The sequence below is a fragment of the Corynebacterium limaceinasi genome (assembly GCF_046717465.1).
Classification (GTDB): Bacteria; Actinomycetota; Actinomycetes; order Mycobacteriales; family Mycobacteriaceae; genus Corynebacterium.
In genome coordinates this window covers 1,629,366-1,649,726 of sequence record NZ_CP177100.1, presented here as the reverse complement: position 1 = coordinate 1,649,726, position 20,361 = coordinate 1,629,366, and the positions used below count along the sequence as shown (strand labels likewise).

Genomic DNA, 20,361 nt, shown 5'->3' with positions numbered 1-20,361 from the left:
CATTGAGCTGGTGAGCAATGGTAATCTGGTAGGGCTGTATTTAGTGATTCGGTGCGAAATTCGCACCAATCCAAGACCAAGGTTCGTGAGGCAAGTATTTCGTGACGCTACTTTTTGCTGTCCTCCTCGCAGCATTGGCAGTGATCTTGGCACCGGTGACCGTAAAGGTCATGGACCGACAGGCGGGCTATCCATTAGCCGTCCTCTTTCTCATCGCAGCGGTGCTCATTGCTAAGGATTTTTCTGCCATTGCAGCGGGGCAGGAACTCAGTTTCCAAGCCACCTGGGTACGCGATTTTATTGCACCGGGGGTTGATGTAAGTTTCGCTCTGCGTGGAGATGCATTGAGCATCTTCTTCGCCATGTTGGCTCTTGTCATTGGCGCTGTCGTGCTGACGTACTCGGCAGCGTATCTCCCGAAAAATGAGGGAAATACGAGCTTTTATACATTGATGACGGCGTTCACGCTGTCCATCTTGTTGCTGGTTCTGGCCAATGACGTTGTTGTCCTATTCCTCGCCTGGGAGCTTGTCTCCTTGGCTTCCTTCATGCTCATTGCGCGTTCTGGCTCCGGGGGAGAGGCAGGTTCGCAGCGCACCTTAATCCTGACCTTTATCGGTGGCCTTACGCTATTGACGGCATTGGGCATCGCCGCAGTGACCACCGGTTCGACCACCATTTCTGAGATCCTCGCATCCTCGGTATGGGATGAGCGCCCCGGCGTGACCGCGAGCGTTGCCGTGCTTATCGCGGCTTCTGCTTTTACCAAGTCCGCTCAATTCCCATTCCACTTCTGGCTGCCAGAAGCCATGGCCGCCGCTACGCCTGTCTCGGCGTTCCTGCACGCCGCGGCCGTGGTCAAGGCGGGTATTTACCTGCTCATTCGCTTCTCCACGGTCTTCTACGATGTCGCGGTGTGGAACTGGGTGCTCATCGTCGTCGGTATGGGCACGGCGGTTATGTCCGCGGTATTCGCGGTGCAAAAGACGGACCTGAAGAAGCTGACCGCATATTCCACCGTGTCTCACCTGGGTTGGATTGTGGCCACCATCGGTGTCGGTACCCCGTTCGCTATTGGGGCAGCACTGGTGCACACCTTGGCCCACGCGCTCTTTAAGTCCTCGCTGTTCATGCTCATCGGCGTCATTGACCATGAAGCGGGTTCGCGCGATATCCGTCGCCTTGGCCCGCTGTGGAATAAGATGCCGTGGACGTTTGGCTCTGTCGTCATCGGCGCCGCCTCCATGGCTGCGGTTCCTCCGCTGCTGGGCTTCGTGTCCAAGGAAGGAATGCTCACCGCCTTTGAGGACGCCCCCATTGGCGGCGCAGGGCAAGCAATCTTGCTTGCCGTGGCAGGTATCGGTGCCTTCTTTACCTTCACCTACTCGGCGAAGATCGTCTTCGGTGCATTCTTCGATGGGCCGCGCTCTATGGACGATGTCCACGAAGCCCCAGTTGCCCTGTGGCTTCCCGCGGCGCTGCCGGGCTTTATGTCCCTGCCGCTCGTCTTCGTCTTGGGTATTTTCGATGAGCCTTTGGAGCATGCCGTTGGCGCCGTGGGCATGGAAACGCATTCTCACCTTGCGGTATGGCATGGAATCAACGTTCCATTCATCATTTCGATTCTCGTGCTGGTGGCCGGTATTGCCGGTCTCTTTGCCCGCAAGAAGATGTGGCCGGCCTTCGAGGGACGCAACTTCATGCCGCGCAGCGGCAACGAGCTCCTGCAAAGCCTGCAAGATGGCTGCGCCAAGCTCGGCCAGGTATTGGGCAAGATGTCCGATTCCCACAACCCGTCCCGTCACATCCTGCCGATCGTCATTGTGATTATCGTCCTGGCGGGGACTACCTTGTTTGGCGAGGGGGTCGACGGCGTACCGCTGCAACCGCGCGTCGATGGTCTCGATAACCCGTGGGACCTGCTGCCGTTGGGTATCATTGCCTTGTCCGTATTCGGGCTGGTACGCACCAAGAACCGCCTAACCGGCGCCGTCATGATCGGCATCGCAGGTACGGGCGTTACCTTGCAAATGTTCCTCTTGGGCGCACCGGACGTCGCGCTGACCCAGTTCATGGTGGAAGCCCTGTCCGTGGTCGTCATGATGATGGTGCTGCGTTACCTGCCGGAGACCTTCCAGCCGGTTACTGATAAATCCCGCAGGGTAGGCTCCATCGTTATCGCCGTATTGGCCGGTATCGCTGCCTTCCTCGGCGTCTGGGGCCTGATGGGCCGCCACGAACGCTCGGACTTGGCGCTGTGGTACCTCGACGAGGCACCGGATATCACGGGTGGCGATAACGTCGTGGCCACCATCATCGTGGAATTCCGTGCACTCGATACCTTGGGCGAGCTGTCCGTGCTGGGCATGGCCGCCGTCGTTATTGCAGCCATTACTACGACGCTGCCGCGCTTCCCGTTCAGCTCGGGTACGCGCCCAGCGCCTTTCGGTCAGTCGCAGCTGAACTCCGTGCCGCTGCGCAAGGGAATCAATATTGTCATTCCTTTGCTCATCATCATGTCCGTCATCGTCTTCTTCCGCGGGCACAATGCCTCCGGCGGCGGATTCCCCGCGGCGCTGATTATGGGTGCGGCCATTGGCCTGACCTATCTGTCCCGCGGTTCCGATGAAATCGTCTTTGGCCGGATGACCCCAGTGCATCTGACCGGCATCGGCATCATTACGGCGCTATTGGCAGGCTTTATTGGTTACTGGCACGACGGCTTTGGCAATGGTGGTTTCCTCACTGCCTTGCACGGCGAAGCCTTTGGCCAGCACTGGACGACGTCCCTCATCTTCGACCTCGGTATTTACCTGGCCGTGTTGGGCATGCTCACGATGGCCATCAACGCCTTGGGCGGCTACCTCAGGCCAGGTACTGAGCGGGACTTCCTGCCGTGGATTCATGATGATGACTCGGCCCTGCCGGCCACGCCGCGCATCGCCGTTGAGGATGCGGACGATCCGTATCCAGACCCAATCAACCCGTCGACGGATCCGCTCGCTTTGCTCAGCCCCAAAGAGGCAAAGACAAAGCAACGTCGCCGTTCTAACGCCAACCGAGGAGGGGAGAAGTAATGATTCTCGCGTTAACTATCGCCATCCTCTTCGGGGGCGCCGTCTACCTCATTCAACAACGCGGCCTGGTCCGCATTGTGTTGGGCATGATGGCATTCGGCCACGGTGCCAACCTGACCTTGTTGGCCACTGGTGTGTACTCCTACCGAGGCGAAGCATTTCCCTCAGAGGTACCCCACGATCAGATGGCCGACCCGCTACCGCAGGCATTCGTGCTGACGGCCGTTGTTATCTCCATGGCAACCTCGACCATCCTGTTGACCATGGCTGCGATGGGCAAAAACGATGACACCGATGTTGTGGAACCCGTCGATGACAACACCATTGACCACGCATTTTCTACCTTGGGCCGCGATGCTCAGAACCGCGCGATTTTGGAAGAGTCCGCGAATGAGCTCGATCGCATTGGCCGGGTAGACCACGACACCCCCGTGGCTGAGCGCGGGGTAAATAGGAAGAAGGAGGATGAAAAATAATGGCTGATGTTGTAGCCCAACTTCTTCCGCTTTTCCCGGGCATTCCGCTCATTGCCGCGGCTCTTGCCTTGCTGGCGCCGTGGCGCGCCGTTCGCGATGCGATCATGCTCATCATCCCCGGAGTCGGTGTCTTCGCCGGCCTGGGACTGTTGATCTACACCATGAACAATGGGGTAGTGGCGCATACCGTGGGCCTCTACGTAGGAAATGTGGGTATTCCGCTCGTTGCGGATGCCTTCTCCGCGCTGATGATCATCACCACGATGATCGTGGCCTTTGGCGCTAACTGGTTCGCCATCGTGGGCGGGGAGACGAAATCTCGTTATTACCCTTCGCTCACGCTGATTCTTATCACCGGTGTATGCGGTGCGCTGCTGACCGCTGACCTCTTTAACTTCTTCGTGTTCATTGAGGTCATGCTGTTGCCGTCCTACGGCCTTATCACCATGTCGGGCACGTGGTCGCGCTTGGCGGCAGGACGCGCGTTCGTCCTCGTTAACCTTTTTGCCTCCACGCTGCTGGTGGTTGGTGTCGGCTATATCTATTCCGTCACGGGCACGGTCAACCTGGCTGCCTTGCAGGGAGCCGCCGCCGGCAACGGCCCGGTGACCGTCGCCGCGGGCATTATCCTTATTGCGATTACCGCCAAGGCCGGTGTCTTCCCGGTGCAGTCTTGGCTGCCGCGCACCTATCCAGGCACGTCGGCCGCGGTGATGGGCCTTTTCTCCGGCCTGCACACGAAGGTCGCCGTCTACATGCTCTACCGGCTGTACGTGCAGCTTTTCGATCTCGAGCAGCGGTGGAACGTATTCATCATCGTCCTCATGCTGATCTCGATGATGATCGGTGCCTTCGGTGGTCTAACCGAAAAGACGATTCGCCGCGTGCTGGGTTACCAGATGCTCAACGGTATGCCGTTCATCTTGGTGATGCTGGCCTTTACCTCGGAAGGCCCAAGTCGCGCCTTGGCCGCCGGTATCATGTACACGATTCACCACATGGTGACCGTTGGCTCGTTGATCCTGGCGTCCGGTGCTATCGAAGAGACCTATGGCACGGGTGACTTGACCAAAATATCCGGCCTCGCACGCCGCGATACCATTATCGCCTGGATTTTTGCCGCCGGTGCCTTCTCTGTGGTGGGCTTCCCGCCATTCTCCGGCATGTGGGGCAAGCTCATGATCGTCTTCGAGGTCGCCCGCAATGGCGGCGCTTGGGCCTGGATTGCCATTGCCGCCATCATCATCGCCTCCTTCGCGGCATTCTTGGCGATGTTGCGCGTCTGGCGCGAAGCCTTCTGGGGACACGATCTGCCCTCGGACAAGGTTCCCGATGAGCTCATCATCCGCAAGAAGCTGATGGCACCTTCCGCAGCGCTCATCTTGGTCTCGCTGGGCATGTTCATTTTTTCCGGCGTGGTTATTGATGTGGTGGAAACCGCAGCCGAACAACTGCTGGACACGACGGCTTATACTGACACCATCTTGGGCGATGACTCAGCCGCACTACCTAATATCGATGACATTCAGGAGGGCCGATAAATGCATGCCGTAGCTTATGCACTCTGGCTCATCAAGGAGATTTTCGTTGCTGGGTTCACCCTGGCGATGTCAGCATTTAAGCCCGATAACGAATACCACCCGGTGATCATCCGGTACCCACTGCGCGTTACCAGCGCCTGGGAGATTTTCTGGTTCACCTCCTCCATTACCGCTACCCCTGGCACGCTGTCCTTGGGACTGCGCGAACCACCGCGCAAGGGCTTGCCCCGCATCGTGCTAGTACAAGCGGTACAGGGCTCCGATCCTGCCGCGATCGTGGCTGACTTGGCCGATATGGAAGAGCACTTGGCACCGCGCGTTAAGAGCATCGACTATGGCGTTCCTGGGCAAGGGGATACGACGGAGCTCGATGAGGCTTTCTACGAATTCCCCTTGGATACCCTGGGCCGCTATATGCGCTCGCCGGATCTCGCGCGGGCGGAGGACACTCCGCTTTCGGAGAGCCAGGCGGACGTCGAAAAGCCCAAGCACCTCGCCCGGAAAATTCAACGCAGGAAGGAGACCGACCGATGATTGATTTTGCAACATTGTCCCCATTCGGTTGGGTTGTACTGGTGTGCGTGTTCATCATGGGCGGGGCCGCCTGGTGCGGGGTGCTATTGGCGCTGCGCACTCGCGATGAGCTCACCCGCGCGGTGATGTCAGACATCGTCTTTTACGGCATGATCTGCATGTACCTCGGTTGGTCAATGATCAACAATGCCCCACTGGCCTATGACATTGCCCTGATTGGCGCCATCGCGGCCGGTATTTTGCCGACCTTGTCTATGGCCCGCATTATTTCGAAAGGTCGGCGATAAGCCATGGCTGTTTACGAGATTATTGCTTCGGTTCTGCTCATTGTGGCTACCATCCTTGTGGTGGCAACCGTGGTCTCCTTGTGGCGCGCACCGGATGCCCTGACACGTGCCAACCTGATGGGCCCGACCGTGGGGTTGGCGGTTCCGCTTATTATCCTCGCCAAGCTAGTCGTGGATTTTGGTCAAGATGGCTTTTCTTTGGCGCTTCTTATCAAGGGCCTCATCGCATGCTTTGGCGTCTGGATTATCGGCTCGGTGGGCTCGTTCTACCTGGGACGTTCCATCTATGGCGTTGCGGTTACTGACGTCAAGCACGCCAAACACAATAATGAGAAAATTCAGACCGTCTTCGCCAATGAAGACGAAATCTAGGGATTTCCTACCCTAGTGTGCAGCGCGGGTTCGTACCTTTTCCATGGAGGGTGTGCGGCCCGCGTTTCCTTTGCGCTGCCGCGGTGTTTAACGCAGTGGATGCAGTTGTAATTGCAGATCGCCACCGTAATTCGGGCACATCCGGAAGTTGGGCCGGGCTAGACTGGAACGCAGCATATCCGCGCCGCGCTTGGCCACCGAATTATACTTTTCATTAGGAGGATTAAATGAAACTAATTACCGCCATTGTTAAGCCGTTTACTCTGCCGGATATCCGGGAGGCGTTAAAACAGCAGGATGTACACGGCCTTACAGTGACCGAAAGCCAAGGCTTTGGGCAGCAGAGCGGGCACAGCGAGGTTTACCGCGGCGCCGAATACGCGACGGACTTTGTGCCCAAGGTGAAGTTGGAGGTTTTGACCGCTGATGACCAGGTGGAAGACCTCATTGATGCCATCGTGGATGCCGCTTATACCGGCAAGATTGGCGATGGCAAGATTTGGATTACCCCGGTAGAAGACGTCATCCGCATCCGCACCGGGGAGCGCGGCGAGACCGCCCTGTAATTACAGATGGTGGCAGCATCCGCTCTTCGCAGCGAGGCTTATGCCGGGGCGGTGCGCGTGCTCCAGGACTTAGACCTGCCGCCGCACACGGCGCTAGCTGCAACTGGCTCTTTAGCCAGGCAGGAGATGACTCCCTATTCCGATATTGATGTCATCTTGATCTTCCCGGAGGACCACGAGCCAGATCCCCGCTTGGTAGAGGACTTGTGGTATCCGGTGTGGGATGCCAAGTATCGGTTGGACTTCGCCCTGCGCACCCCGCAGGAGTGCGCCGAGATCGCTCTGCAGGACGCCTCGGCTGGCTTCGCACAATTGGACCTGACGTATATCGCCGGCGAGAAGCCGCTTGTCGATGACGCCCGTCAGCGCCTCCTGCACGCGTGGCGGCGGCAGCTGCAGCGGGGCTTTGATAGCTTCGTCGCTATCGCCATCGCCCGGTGGAACCGTTCTGGCGCCGTTGCCACCATGACCAACCCAGACTTAAAAAACGGGCGAGGGGGATTGCGCGATATTCAGCTCCTGCGCGCTTTAGCCCTAGGAAATCTGTGCGATCTGCCTGTGCTGGAAGAAGAGCGGCGGCTGCTACTCGATGCACGGACCCTGCTGCACGTAAAGGCTCGCCGCCACCGCGATATTTTGGATCCGGACTTTGCCGCAGATGTTGCTGATGAAATGGGCTTTAACAGCCGCTATGAGCTAACGGCGGCATTGGTAACTGCGGCCTCTGCTGTCGATGAAGCGGTAGAGCGTAGCTTGGCCACAGCCCGCGACGTTTTGGGTAGCCGCAGCGCTAGTAAGTCGCAGGGAAGGAGCCGCGTGCGGCGTCCCCTCGACGTGGACGTTGTGGCCGATGGCGACGTTATCTCCCTGGCCCGTACGCCCAATCGTGCGGATCCATGGCTGTTGACCCGAGTCGCGGCGGCCGCAGCACGGACGGGTTATTCCGTATTACCTGCGACGTGGCGGGCGTTGCAGGAGCTGCCGGCTCCACCGGAGCGGTGGCCGCGGGCGGCCGTCGATGACTTTTTCGCCATTTTGTCTTCGCCTTCTCATACCCCGCGGGTGATTGCGGAGCTGGATCGCTATGGCCTGTGGGAGCGCTTGGTCCCCGAATGGGGTCATGTGCGCGGTTTACTGCCCAGGGAACGCAGCCACATGCATTCCGTGGACTATCACTTGGTTGCCACCGTGACGCGCTGCGCCGAGGTCCGGACCTCGGTGGCCCGCCCAGATCTCCTCCTCTTGGCTGCGTTGTATCACGATTTGGGCAAGGGCCATGACCGCCCGCACGAGCAGGTAGGGGCAGAGCTGGTGGCACGGCAGGCCGCGCGCATGCGGTTTAACCTTGCGGATATATCTCGCGTGCAAACCGTGGTGGCAGAGCATACGAGCCTGGCGCGATTGGCGGCGACGATGGATCCGAGTTCGGACGCCGCGCGCGATGCCCTATTAAATGCGTGCCATTATGACCAATTGACCATTTCGCTGCTTGCCACCTTATCCAAGGCGGATGCCTTATCGACGGGCCCTGGGGTTTGGTCCGCTCGCACCGCTCAGGCGCAGGCCCTTATCGTGGCCCGCGCCTTGGAGGCCAATAAGCCACGCATAGTGACCCGCCCCTTAGTGCGTGTTCCGCAGGACGAGTATGGGGTAGGGCTTGCGGTTGATTGGCAGGAGGAAGTGGTCACAGTAACCTGGTCCGGCGCCAATAAGGCGGATTTTAAGCGCATTTTTGCGTTGATTTCCGCCCTAGGGTGGACCATTGTGCGGGCCAATTTCGTGCGCGGTGATGCTGGTGGTTATCAGGCGGAGTTTGTCATCCGCACCGTGCAAAAGACGCTTAGAGAGGCCGCGGAACCGGACAGGTTTATCCAGTCCTATAATTCGCGGACGTACACCGAGCTTCCCGAGATCGCAGGTGAGCCCACGACGGCGGCGTTTAACGTGGGCGGAATCTTAGAGATTCGCACCGTGGAGAGGATAGGCGCGTTGGGCTATCTGGTGGAGGCTTTGCCGGAGTTTATGTGGCTGCGCCATGAAATCTTGGGTGCAACGATGATTGTGCATGTGTTCTTTGGAGCTTCGGTTTCTCGCGCCCAGGTGGTGGGGAATGTGACCAGGGCCCTGGCTAGGGACTAAGATTGAATAATTGAACTTTAGATCGATCTAATTTAAGGGAGCGCATCCGTAGTGTTTGACTCACTATCAGACCGCCTACAGTCAGCCCTGGCGGGCCTGCGCGGCAAGGGCAAATTAACTGAGGCGGATATCAACGCCACGACTCGTGAGATTCGCTTGGCATTGCTGGAAGCTGACGTTTCTCTGACGGTGGTGCGCGGGTTTATCAAGCGCATCAAGGAACGCGCGCGCGGCGCGGAAGTATCTGAGGCGCTCAACCCCGCCCAACAGGTGGTCAAGATCGTCAATGAGGAGCTCATTGAGATCCTAGGCGGCGAAACCCGCCGGTTGAACCTGGCCAAGAATCCTCCGACCGTCATCATGCTGGCCGGTCTGCAAGGTGCTGGTAAAACCACCCTGGCCGGTAAATTGGCCAAGCACCTCACGAAGCAGGGGCACACCCCGATGCTCGTGGCCTGTGATTTGCAGCGCCCAGGCGCTGTGCAGCAGCTGCAGATCGTCGGCGAGCGCGCGGAGGTCCCTACCTTTGCCCCAGACCCAGGTACCTCCCTGGATTCCAATGACCACGAGATGGGTACCTCGCACGGGGACCCGGTGGACGTCGCCAAGCGCGGTATTGCTGAGGCGAAGCAGAAGCAGCACGATGTGGTCATCATCGATACCGCCGGCCGCTTGGGCATTGATGAAACCTTGATGACGCAGGCGCGCAATATCCGCGACGCCGTAAACCCGGATGAAGTGCTGTTCGTCATCGACTCCATGATTGGTCAGGACGCCGTGCAAACGGCGGAGGCCTTCCGCGATGGCGTGGACTTTACCGGCGTGGTTCTCACGAAGCTGGATGGTGACGCTCGCGGTGGTGCAGCTCTGTCCATTCGTGAGGTGACCGGCAAGCCGATTTTGTATGCCTCTACCGGTGAGAAGCTCGATGATTTCGATGTCTTCCACCCAGAGCGCATGTCCAGCCGCATCCTGGGCATGGGTGATCTGCTCTCCCTAATTGAGCAGGCGGAAGCCACCCTGGATCACCAGAAGGCCGAGGAAGCGGCCTCTAAGCTTGGCTCCGGCGAGCTGACGCTGAATGACTTCTTGGACCAGATGCTGATGATCCGCAAGATGGGTCCGATTGGCAACTTGCTGAAGATGATGCCTGGCGGCAAGCAGATGAATGAGATGGCCGCCATGGTGGATGAAAAGCAGCTGGATCGCATCCAGGCCATCATCCGCGGTATGACCCCAGAAGAGCGCGAGAACCCGAAGATTTTGAACGCATCGCGCCGCAAGCGCATCGCCAATGGTTCCGGTGTGAGCGTTTCCGAGGTCAACCAGCTCATCGAGCGCTTCAACCAGGCCAAGAAGATGATGTCCAAGATGGCCGGCCAATTTGGCATGGGAGGTGGCGGACGTTCTGCCACCAAGAAAAAGCCTAAGGGCCGCAAGGGCAAGAACGGCAAGCGCAAGAAGGGCAAGGGCGGCGGTGGCAACCGCGGACCCAAGATGCCGGGCGGTATGCCAGGCATGGGCGGCGGTATGCCGTCGATGGAAGAGCTACAGCAGCTGCAACAGCAGATGGGAGGCGCTGGCGGTGCCGGTGGCCTCGGCGGTGGAAAGATTCCCGGTATGCCCAAGATGCCTAAAGGCATGGAGAATATCGACCTCGATAACCTCAACTTTGGCAAGGGTAAAAAGTAGCCGCGCAGAGAAATAAATAGAAGGTGGCCCATTGCTTACAGGTAATGGGCCACCTTTGTGCGTGCCGTCGCGGGGAGCGTTTACACCGGATCGTTTTCCGGGGTATTGGGGTACGGCACTGGGTTGGCGCGCCGCGCGCCACCGGTGGTGGGGGAAGCTGGCGATTCCTCTAGTGCTGCCTCCGCCTCTTCAGGGGAGATTTCTGGCGCCTCTTGTTGGACCTTTTCGCCGTTCAAGAAGGGGGTGAGGGCTTCTCGGATCATCGGCATCGCGGAATCCGCAAAGGCATTGGTGATGTGGTGCATATCGCGGTAGACCATGGTGTTGCCGATGATGACCGGGCAATCGCCATTAGTATCGCAGAACCACGGCGCGGTATCGAGGGACAGCATGTTCTCATACTGCGATAGGACTACAGCGCCTGGATCATAAGGTTGGTAGACCTGCTCGAACCGCATGCCACAGCCCACAGCGTCCTCGTTGGCAACGTAGCACTCATCGAATTCGCGCGGCTCTCCGTCCTCGTCGAATCCCCACGGGTTATCGCGGAAGCCCAAGAAAGGAATATCGCGCTTGGACAGCTCATCCCAGAAGGCTTGGTAGCCGGCGGGCACCGCATCGGGGCCATGCCCAAACTCGTTTTGCGGGCGGGTGGTATTGGAGATAACCAACTCTGGCTTGGCTTCGGCAATGCGGTCCATGACCAGTTCACCCCACTCGGCGCAATCGGGGCTGACCGTGACGTCATCGCCAAGCTCGATGGGGCAACCTTGGCGCAAGAGGGGAACCAGCTTGAAACCCATCTCTCGGCCCAGGCGGTCGAGGGCAGAGGAGTATTGCTCCGCGTGGGATCCTCCCACCAAATAGACTTCCTTTTCGGCAGTAGTGTCGCCGAAAATGCAGGGGGTCTTGCCGTCCCTGCGCGTTTCAAAGAAGAAATCAGCGGGCTGAGTATCGGGCACGAAGCACCAGTTTGCAGCAACCGGTGGCTCGATTCCTCCAGCAACGACGGGATCAGGTTTGATCTCTACTCCGTCCGGCGGGGTGATGTCATTGATGAACGTGGTAGCGCCGGGATATAGCCGGGGATTAAGTGTTTCCGCGTCGGCGATATTAAGGGTGCGCAGCCACAGCGGCTGAATGAGAAGCAGCGCCGTGACGCAGCTGGCGACCACGACACCGCCGATGGCTCGACCGGCACCGGCACGGGTGGACAGACTAGAGATTGCCTTGTGGGCTGGGAGGTCCTCTGCCAAGGGGCGCTTGCGGTGCTGGCGCAGGGGGCGTTCGATGAAGCGATGCGTGATATCTGCAAGCAGCAGGGAGATGGCAATGATAATGATACCCAGCCACCACGACGGGGTCTGCTGGCCCAAGTAGGAGGTGGACAAAATAAGCAGCGGCCAGTGCCATAGATACAGCGGATAGGCGATATCGCCCAGCCAGCGTGCCTTCTTAGAGGCCATGGCCTTGGAGATCTTGCCGCCACCGCCCAAGATGATGAGCACGGCACCGCCCAAAGGCAAAAGCGAGAGCGGTCCTGGGTAGGCGGTGGTCTCTGCGATGATGGCGCCGGTAAAGACCAGCATGAAAAGGCCGAGGCCGGTAAACAGGTCATAAAAACGTGCAGGAATCTTCCATGCGGAACCGTAGATGGCTAGAACCGCACCGAGGGTCAACTCCCAGGCACGCGACCACGTGGAGTAATAGTTTTCCGGCGTTCCGTGCAGCCCATGGCGCGAGGCATAGGCAAAGGACACGATGGTCACCACGATGAGAATGGGGCCGGCGATTTGGTTGACCGTAGGGAAGCGGCTGGTCCGCAGCGAAGAATGCTGCGGACGCCATTTCATAATCGCGGCCAGGATGAGGGCAAAGGCAATGCCCATCAGGTAGAACTGGCCCTGCACGGACATTGACCACATATGCTGCAGCGGGGAAGTATCGGCGGCGGCCGCAGTGTAGTCAGCGTTTTGACGCGCCAGCTCCCAGTTCTGGTAATACAGCATGGTTGCCGTAATTTGCTGGGTAAATTCAGTGCGCATGAGCTGCGGCGTGAAAAGGCGCACCAATATATACGTCACACCGATGACTAGGACGAGGCTTGGTACCAAGCGGCGCAACGTGCGCCAGATTGGCCACCATGGGTTCAAGGAGGCGTTGGACTTTCCGGCATAGCGCAGCTGCGAGCCTAAGAAGAAATAACCGGAAAGCAGTAAGAAGACATCCACGCCGCCAGATACACGACCGACAAAGACGTGGTAGATAACTACGAGGCCAATTGCGATACCGCGCAGACCATCGAGGTCATAGCGGTATCGAAAGTTGCGTGGAGAATCTTTTGTCATAAAACGTCATTTCGTGCGCTTGTTCATGGAAAACAAACGCGGCGTATTTCAAAGCCTTCTGTGGCAAAGGTTTACATTCGGCTAATAAGGGTACTCTTTAAAGGTCTCGAAAGCATAACGGGGCAACGTAAAATGCGGGAGACGCGAAGATTTTAAAATACTGCCTGCACACGCTAAAATGGTTCGGGTTATCGCAGTGGTGCGAACTGCTGATGATAATGAGACGTTTCATTCTGCGTAACACCGTTCCCGTCTACGGTCGGCCGGTACGTCACGCGCAGATAAAATCCAAGGGTTGAACCGGCGTGCTAAACAGCGCGTGTCTGAACTGCCCAGTGACTAGAAAAGGAGCCATCATGGCTGTCAAAATTAAACTGCAGCGCGTAGGTAAGATTCGCGCCGCTGAATACCGCGTAGTTATCGCTGATGCTCGTACCCGCCGCAGCGGCAAGGTCATCGAGAACATCGGCATCTACCACCCGAAGGAAGAGCCTTCCCTCATCAAGATCGACTCCGAGCGCGCACAGCACTGGCTGTCCGTTGGTGCACAGCCCACCGAGCCGGTCTTGGCACTGCTGAAGGTCACCGGTGACTGGCAGAAGCACAAGGGCCTGCCGGGTGCCGAAGGCACCTTGAAGGTTGCCGAGGAGAAGAAGTCCAAGCTGGACCTCTTCAACGAGGCATTGGCTGAGGCTAATAACGGCCCAACCATCGAGGCCATCACCGAAAAGAAGAAGGCCAAGGAAGAAGCAAAGAAGAAGAAGGAAGCTGAAGAGGCCGCTGCAGCTGAGGCTGCCGCCGCTGCTGCCGGCGAAGCAGATGCTGAGGCAGAAGCTTCTGAGGAGTCCGCAGAGTAATCTGCTTGGGTTTCCAGCGCCCCTTTATTGATAAGGGGCGCTGTGTATAAGCTGCATAAACTTCATCCCCCACCCGTCATCGCGGTATTTACCAGCGATGGCGAGTGGGGGATTTTGCGCGCGTAAACGCCGCGTGTACGCCGCGCGGCCGCACCGCGCTAGTGCCTAACGCTCCTCATCGCGCGGCCGTAATTCGGGGTAATTGGCGTATACATCGCCCGGATCTTCAAAATCCATTCCGCGCAGGCTGCCTGCGACGACAGGCTTAAACAGCTTATAGATTTCCTCCCGCGGCAGTTTAGACAGGGGCCCATCAATGGCAAGTACGGTAAACCCGTGGACGGCGGACCACGACAGCAAGCTATTGTGTAGGAAATATTCTTTATTGGGCGTTTGGCCGAGGGCCTGGGCGTGGCGGGCCAAGAGATCGAAGTAGCGCTGAATCATATTCAGGTGCTCGCTTTTTGGATCATCGGGAGTCGAAGGGTCTACGCCAAGCATAAAGCGCAGCGCCTTCCACTCCAGCATGCAGCGGAAGAAATTCGTTTCATCCAAGGCAAAGTCGAGGTAGGCAAAACCTATCTGCACGAGGTGATCGGGGAAGGCGAGGTCACCAGATTCATTGGTGGTGCGGTGCAGGCGGCGCACGAGCTCATCGGTGGCGAGTTCGGCCACCTTATCGTGCAGCTCTTCCTGGTCCTTAAAGTGCCGGTAGGCAGATGTAGGGGACACTCCTGCCGCGCGGGTAACGGCGCGGATAGTGATAGCCTCGGGGCCTTTTTCTTTGCCTAATTGCACGGCGATGCGCAGCAGCTCGTCGTGGAGGTTTCCGTGGTGATAAGGCTTGTTATGAGACTGCGTTGTATCCAAAATCTGTCCTAATAGTCTGTATTTCAATTAGCCTGTAAGCATCGTTAGAAGCATCAGTGCAGGCTGCGCGTCCGCCTGTTCTGCGGGCGAATTCGAATCCATCTCCGGTAGGGGCGCGGCAACGCTATGTACTTTATAGGCCGGCAAATGCACAATCCTACCCGGGGATAGGGTGACTGTTTTCTCCCCGCAGGTGAAATTCACCTCGCCGCGTATGGCCTGCACGGTAATCGGGTGGGCGGCTTTGTGGTCCGGCAAGGTTTGCCCCGGTGCGAAGCTAAAAAGGATGAGGTTTGCGCGCTCACCGTTTAAGACCCGCTTGACCCCAGGGCGCTTGCGTTCAGGATCGGTGGCAGGCGCCAAGGCTACGAGGTCAAGGTCGATCAAGGGCGAGTGCGGTGCCTCCTGATGTGCACCGCGTGGCTCGGAAGCTGGGCTGGGTGAGTCGTTCATGCCACAAGCCTAATCCTTAGCGGCCGGATTGTGGGGAACGCGGCAGGAGATAAAGGCAACGGGGTGCATGCGGTAAACTCTGCGCCATGGAATTGATGATTGGGCGCGTCATTAAGTCGCACGGAATCAAGGGAGAAGTGGTGGTAGAGCCCACCACCGATGAGCCCGAGGTGCGCTTTGCGGTGGGAGAAAAACTGCAGGGCAGGCAGGGCCGCAAGGAGCACGAATTGACCATCTCTGCGGTGCGCAGCCACAAGGGGCGGCTTTTGGTGACGTGCAAGGAAATTGCTGATCGCACCCAAGCGGATAGTCTGCGCGGTACCCAATTTTTCGCCGCCCCATTAGAAGATGACGACGAGGGCTTTTATGATTATGAGCTCGAAGGCTTGCGCGTTATCCGCGACGGGGAAGACATCGGTGCTGTAGCTTCCGTCGTGCACGGGCCTAGCCAAGACCTCTTAGAGGTTGAGCTGTCTAAGGGTAGCTCCGCCTTGGTGCCCTTTGTCCATGCCATAGTCCCAGAGGTCGATGTGGAAGCCGGCACCTGCACCATCGAACCCCCGGAAGGGCTGTTGGACCTATGAGGCTCGATGTAGTGACCATCTTCCCGGAATATCTGCAGCCGCTGCGCCACGCTCTTTTAGGAAAAGCCATCGAGCAGGGCCGCCTTGAGGTGGGCGTGCACGATCTGCGGCAGTGGGCCACGGATGCGCATAAATCGGTCGATGACTCGCCCTTTGGCGGCGGCCCAGGAATGGTCATGAAGCCGGAGGTTTGGGGCCCTGCGCTTGACGATGTCGCACTTGGGACCACCGCTCCCACCCTCGAGTCCTCGTTGCCGCACCTAAACCGTCCGCGCCACGATGAACTAGAAGGCGTCGAAGCCCAGGCATATGGCGCTGAGGCGGCACAAGGCGAGCGAGAAAGCGGCAGCGAAGATGAAGGCCTCCCGCTGCTCTTGGTGCCCACCCCGGCTGGGGCGCCTTTTACCCAGGCGGATGCCCGGGCATGGTCTACCGAGGAGCATATTGTTTTTGCCTGTGGGCGTTACGAGGGCATCGACCAGCGCGTGGTTGAAGATGCAAAGAAGCGCTACCGCGTTCGGGAGGTATCCATCGGGGACTATGTGCTCATCGGCGGGGAAGTTGCGGTACTGGTGATTGCAGAGGCCGTCGTCCGGCTTATTCCGGGGGTATTGGGCAATAAGCGCTCGCATGAGGAGGATTCTTTTTCTGATGGCCTGTTAGAGGGTCCAAGCTATACCAAGCCGCGGGAGTGGCGCGGGCTTGCGGTTCCGGAGGTTCTGACCTCTGGAAACCATGGGCTGGTGGACCGGTGGCGCAGGGAACAAGCATTGGAGCGCACGTGGCAGCGCCGCCCCGAGTTATTGGATCACGTGGAATTGAGCAAGGCGGACAAGGCATATTTAGCGCACGTGCGCGAGCGTGAATCTGAAGGAGAGGCACAGTAGTGCAGGTGAGCGTGGATCTTTCTGTGCTGATGCCCCAGGAAGTATGGGAAGCATACCAGGCAGGCATGCCACAGAAATTGCGCAGCGCAGGCTTTGTACCGGAGAGCATCTTTGCCGCCGTGGTTGCCCCGTCGCCGCCGGCAGATAGCCCGCTCGCCCAGGAATATGAACTCAGCAATGAAACCCCGGCGGAGGGGACGCCGCTGTGGCGGGTCATCGTCAATGGCGATACCGCAGCACCCCTGCCCTCCGTCGCGCCCATGGTTGCCACTTGCCTGCCGCCCACCGCCGCGTGGTTGGGGAGCACGGAAATTGGCCATACCGAATTCGCGTGGTCGGCCAAGCCGGTATGGCGCGCAGAGTCCAGCGAAGAAAATTAGGATAATGCCCTAAGAAGACTTGTATCGGTGCAGGGCAGTGATACTGTAAGTGCAGCACACACTCGCATTTTTACTTGCTCTTCAAGGATTCTCTCGCATGACTTCTCCCAACGGACATGACTTTGGCGGATACAACCAACAACCGCAGTACAATCAGTACCCCGCGTATTCTCAGCCCCAACAGAGCCGTGGCGGGAATGGAGCCATGGTTGCGGCGATCATTTTGGGAGTCGTGGCGCTTTTAGCCATCGCCGCTGCGGCGTTCTTTTTTGTGAAGGGAAATGGCGATAACTCCAGCGCCACCGCGCAGGAAAGCCAATTCCAGCAAAAGGTTGACACCACAAAGGTCGAGGACAAGGACGACGGGAAGTCGGGCAGTGAAGCTACCGTAACCAAGACCGAGCAGGCCCCCGCGCCCGCCCCGGCACAGGCGCCTGTGAGCAGCGGCAATGGGCATTCATGGGGCGATTACACGAGCTATTATGCTGCCTCGAGCAAAACGTCAGATCCGTTTGCCAAAAACGTCTATGACACCTTCATGAATAACTGGATGTCCGGTGGCGGAACGGATGCCACCTTGAGCGTCTATTCGCCGACTACCGGCGGTACCTACACGATGTACTGCTCGGGTAATTCCTCGCGGGTGAGCTGCTCCGGCGGCGATAGGGCCAAGGTAGTCATCCACTAAAACCGAGCACGTCCGTTCCTCTTCTTCCTGCGTTTAGCGTGCGGGAGGGAGAGGATTTTTGTGTGCCCCGCGGCGGCAGACCGGGGCAGTGGACAAGGCATGCGGTAAATTGGGTGGGTCCCATGCCAAGCTGTGAAATAGAAGTGTGAGGAATCTACGTGAATATTGCGGCCACCATCGCGGCGGAGATCGGCGCTCAAGAAACCCAGGTTTCGACGGCGCTGAAGCTCCTGGCGGAGGGAAATACCGTGCCTTTCATTGCGCGCTACCGCAAGGAGGTCACGGGTGGTTTGGATGATGCGCAATTGCGCACCATCGAAGAGCGGGCCACCTACCTGCGCGAGCTAGAAGAGCGCAAAGAGACGATCCTTGCCGCCATCGAGGAGCAGGGCAAGCTTAGCGATGACCTGCGTAGCCAAATCCTTGCCTGCGATACCAAGGCGCGGCTCGAAGATTTGTATCTGCCGTATAAAAAGCGCCGCAAGACAAAGGCTGATATCGCCCGCGACGCCGGCTTGGAAGACTTGACCGACAAGCTGATCGCGCAGCCGGCGGCCCAGCCCGAGGAATTAGCGCAGAGCTATCTCACGGAAGGTTTTCCCGATACCAAGAAGGCGCTCGAGGGGGCGCGCTTCATCCTCATCGATCGCTTCGCACTCGATGCGGACTTGGTGGGAGGCGTGCGCGAGCGCATGTTTGACCAGGGTGCCATGCAAGCGCAGGTGGTAGAGGGAAAGGAAGCCGAGGGGGCGAAGTTCAAGGATTACTTCGACTTCAACGAGCCCTTTTCTTCGCTGCCCTCTCACCGCATCCTGGCGCTACTGCGCGGGGAGAACGAGGGCGTGCTCCAGCTGCACCTGGACGCCGGTGATGACGCCGACTACGAGGACCTCATTGCGGATCGCTTCGATCTGGATCGCAGCTCCGCGTGGCTGGATAATGCCGTGCACTGGGGATGGCGCACCAAATTGTATGTTTCCTCCAGCCTGGATGTGCGCATGCGCTTGAAAGAAGTGGCAGAAGAAGGCGCGCTCAAGGTCTTTGCCACGAACCTGCGCGACGTGCTGCTCGCCGCCCCCGCGGGCCAGCGCGCGACCATCGGCCTCGATCCGGGCTACCGCAACGGCACCAAGTGCGCCGTGGTGGATAAAACGGGCAAGGTGCTCGATACGACCATCGTTTATCCCCACCAGCCCCAAAACCAGTGGTCGCAGGCGGTGCAGGTCCTGTCCACGCTGTGCGCACGGCACTCGGTCGACCTCATGGCCATCGGCAATGGCACTGCCTCCAGGGAAACGGAAAAGCTTGCGCACGAGATTGCTGACCTGCTCAAGCAGGCTGGCAGCCAGCGTCCGACGCCCGTCGTTGTCTCCGAATCCGGAGCATCGGTCTACTCCGCATCGCAGCTGGCGGCGGAGGAATTTCCCGATATGGACGTCTCGCTGCGCGGGGCGGTCTCCATCGCCCGGCGCCTCCAGGATCCGCTGGCAGAGCTAGTGAAAATCGATCCGAAGGCCATCGGTGTGGGCCAGTATCAGCACGATGTGAACCAGACGTCGCTGGCGCGGACGCTGGACGGCGTGGTGGAAAGCGCCGTCAATGGCGTTGGCGTTGACCTCAATACAGCCTCGGCGCCGCTCTTGGAGCGCGTGGCGGGCGTAAACCCCACCATCGCCGCCAATATCGTGGCCTACCGCAATGACAATGGCTCTTTTGCCACCCGCAAGGAACTGAAGAAGGTGCCGCGCCTGGGACCGAAGGCCTTTGAACAGTCCGCCGGCTTCCTGCGCATTAATAGGGGAGCGGACCCGCTCGATGCGTCCGCGGTTCACCCCGAGGCCTATCCCATCGTGACGCGGATCGCGGAGCAGACGGGGCTGGGCATCGGCGAGCTCATTGGCAATGCCCGGGTGCTGGACAAGCTGGATCCCGCCGATTTCGCAGACGAGACCTTCGGCATCCCAACCGTGAGCGATATCATCGCCGAGCTGGATAAACCCGGCCGCGATCCGCGCCCTGAGTTTAAGACCGCCACCTTTAAAGAAGGCGTGCATAAGGTCTCTGACCTCACCCCAGGCATGGTGTTGGAGGGCACGGTCTCCAACGTGGCGGCTTTTGGCGCGTTTGTGGATGTCGGCGTGCATCAGGACGGCCTCGTCCATGTCTCTGCGATGAGCCATCAATTTGTCTCCGATCCGCACGAGGTCGTGCGCTCCGGCCAGGTGGTCAAAGTCAAGGTGATGGAGGTTGACGTCGATCGCCAGCGCATCGGCCTAACGCTGCGGCTGGATGATGAGCCAGGCCAGCCCGCGCCGAAGCGCCGCGGCGGTGACTCACAGCGCGGATCTGGCAAGCGTGGCGGTCAAAAGCCTTCGCGCGCAGCGGGGAAGAAGGGCGGACGCAACTCCGACCGCGGTGGCTCCCGCGGGCGCCCGGCAGCCAAGGGGACCATGGCGGATGCCCTGAAGAAGGCAGGCTTCTAGCTACCGACATCGGCCCCATCAGCCGCGCGGTGGAGGGCCGCTGCCTGCTGCGGTGGTGGGGGCGGGGCATTCGTCCCGCCAACCGCGCACGCGCAGAAGAAATTTTCCCGCGACATCGCAGCCGATG

Annotated in this window: 18 protein-coding genes; 15 read left to right on the top strand and 3 right to left on the bottom strand. The window is 59.0% G+C overall.

The window, feature by feature from the left end; translation table 11 throughout:
• The first annotated feature begins 101 nt into the window (after nucleotides 1-101).
• From ACLI1Q_RS08040 to ffh, 9 genes are all read left to right on the top strand, one after another.
• Nucleotides 102-3,077, top strand: coding sequence for a DUF4040 family protein (locus tag ACLI1Q_RS08040; protein ID WP_239269458.1), 2,976 nt, complete (start codon nucleotides 102-104; stop codon nucleotides 3,075-3,077).
• Nucleotides 3,077-3,553, top strand: a complete 477-nt coding sequence (locus ACLI1Q_RS08035) for a sodium:proton antiporter (protein ID WP_239269459.1) — start codon at nucleotides 3,077-3,079, stop codon at nucleotides 3,551-3,553. Before ACLI1Q_RS08040 ends, ACLI1Q_RS08035 begins: the two co-directional genes overlap by 1 nt.
• A complete protein-coding gene (locus tag ACLI1Q_RS08030; RefSeq protein ID WP_411696950.1) occupies nucleotides 3,553-5,094 on the top strand; it encodes a monovalent cation/H+ antiporter subunit D family protein in 1,542 nt (513 codons plus the stop codon). Before ACLI1Q_RS08035 ends, ACLI1Q_RS08030 begins: the two co-directional genes overlap by 1 nt.
• Nucleotides 5,095-5,628 (top strand): monovalent cation/H+ antiporter subunit E, encoded by a 534-nt coding sequence (locus ACLI1Q_RS08025; RefSeq protein ID WP_005278609.1) that lies wholly within the window; start codon nucleotides 5,095-5,097, stop codon nucleotides 5,626-5,628.
• The gene (locus ACLI1Q_RS08020) at nucleotides 5,625-5,915 is read left to right on the top strand and encodes a cation:proton antiporter (protein ID WP_005278611.1); all 291 of its coding nucleotides are present in this window, start codon (nucleotides 5,625-5,627) and stop codon (nucleotides 5,913-5,915) included. The genes ACLI1Q_RS08025 and ACLI1Q_RS08020 overlap by 4 nt, the downstream gene beginning before the upstream one ends.
• 3 nt (nucleotides 5,916-5,918) lie before the next feature.
• Complete coding sequence (locus ACLI1Q_RS08015; protein ID WP_239269462.1) at nucleotides 5,919-6,287, top strand: Na+/H+ antiporter subunit G; 369 nt, start codon at nucleotides 5,919-5,921, stop codon at nucleotides 6,285-6,287.
• A gap of 227 nt (nucleotides 6,288-6,514) precedes the next feature.
• A complete protein-coding gene (locus ACLI1Q_RS08010; protein ID WP_005278617.1) occupies nucleotides 6,515-6,853 on the top strand; it encodes a P-II family nitrogen regulator in 339 nt (112 codons plus the stop codon).
• Nucleotides 6,854-6,859: 6 nt separating this feature from the next.
• Entirely contained in the window at nucleotides 6,860-8,992 is a 2,133-nt protein-coding gene (locus ACLI1Q_RS08005; protein ID WP_239269463.1) for a [protein-PII] uridylyltransferase, read from the top strand.
• Nucleotides 8,993-9,043: 51 nt separating this feature from the next.
• Nucleotides 9,044-10,684, top strand: coding sequence for a signal recognition particle protein (ffh, locus tag ACLI1Q_RS08000; RefSeq protein ID WP_005278622.1), 1,641 nt, complete (start codon nucleotides 9,044-9,046; stop codon nucleotides 10,682-10,684).
• 80 nt (nucleotides 10,685-10,764) lie between these two features.
• On the opposite strand, the gene ACLI1Q_RS07995 is transcribed toward ffh, so the two are convergent.
• On the bottom strand, nucleotides 10,765-13,032 hold the full coding sequence (locus ACLI1Q_RS07995) for an acyltransferase family protein (RefSeq protein WP_239269464.1): 2,268 nt from the start codon (nucleotides 13,030-13,032) through the stop codon (nucleotides 10,765-10,767).
• 356 nt (nucleotides 13,033-13,388) lie between these two features.
• Between ACLI1Q_RS07995 and rpsP the strand changes: the two genes are divergently transcribed.
• Complete coding sequence (gene rpsP, locus ACLI1Q_RS07990; protein ID WP_005283672.1) at nucleotides 13,389-13,889, top strand: 30S ribosomal protein S16; 501 nt, start codon at nucleotides 13,389-13,391, stop codon at nucleotides 13,887-13,889.
• Nucleotides 13,890-14,054: 165 nt separating this feature from the next.
• Here rpsP and ACLI1Q_RS07985 read toward each other — a convergent pair whose 3' ends face one another.
• A complete protein-coding gene (locus ACLI1Q_RS07985) occupies nucleotides 14,055-14,759 on the bottom strand; it encodes a TetR/AcrR family transcriptional regulator (protein WP_239269465.1) in 705 nt (234 codons plus the stop codon).
• Between the two features lie 27 nt (nucleotides 14,760-14,786).
• Nucleotides 14,787-15,212 (bottom strand): cupin domain-containing protein, encoded by a 426-nt coding sequence (locus ACLI1Q_RS07980; protein WP_239269466.1) that lies wholly within the window; start codon nucleotides 15,210-15,212, stop codon nucleotides 14,787-14,789.
• Between the two features lie 86 nt (nucleotides 15,213-15,298).
• Here ACLI1Q_RS07980 and rimM point away from each other — a divergent pair, with 86 nt between their 5' ends.
• The 5 genes from rimM to ACLI1Q_RS07955 all read left to right on the top strand — a co-directional run bounded on the left by rimM (nucleotide 15,299) and on the right by ACLI1Q_RS07955 (nucleotide 20,234).
• Nucleotides 15,299-15,796, top strand: coding sequence for a ribosome maturation factor RimM (rimM, locus tag ACLI1Q_RS07975; RefSeq protein WP_239269467.1), 498 nt, complete (start codon nucleotides 15,299-15,301; stop codon nucleotides 15,794-15,796).
• Entirely contained in the window at nucleotides 15,793-16,683 is an 891-nt protein-coding gene (gene trmD / locus ACLI1Q_RS07970) for a tRNA (guanosine(37)-N1)-methyltransferase TrmD (RefSeq protein WP_239269468.1), read from the top strand. The genes rimM and trmD overlap by 4 nt, the downstream gene beginning before the upstream one ends.
• Before the next feature lie 5 nt (nucleotides 16,684-16,688).
• Nucleotides 16,689-17,063: a hypothetical protein gene (locus ACLI1Q_RS07965; protein ID WP_239269469.1), complete on the top strand. Its 375-nt coding sequence runs from the start codon at nucleotides 16,689-16,691 to the stop codon at nucleotides 17,061-17,063.
• Nucleotides 17,064-17,160: 97 nt separating this feature from the next.
• Nucleotides 17,161-17,751, top strand: coding sequence for a hypothetical protein (locus ACLI1Q_RS07960; RefSeq protein WP_239269470.1), 591 nt, complete (start codon nucleotides 17,161-17,163; stop codon nucleotides 17,749-17,751).
• Nucleotides 17,752-17,909: 158 nt separating this feature from the next.
• Nucleotides 17,910-20,234 carry a Tex family protein gene (locus ACLI1Q_RS07955; RefSeq protein ID WP_411696949.1) on the top strand — a complete coding sequence of 775 codons (2,325 nt, stop codon included), beginning with the start codon at nucleotides 17,910-17,912 and terminating at the stop codon, nucleotides 20,232-20,234.
• Nucleotides 20,235-20,361 lie beyond the last annotated feature (127 nt).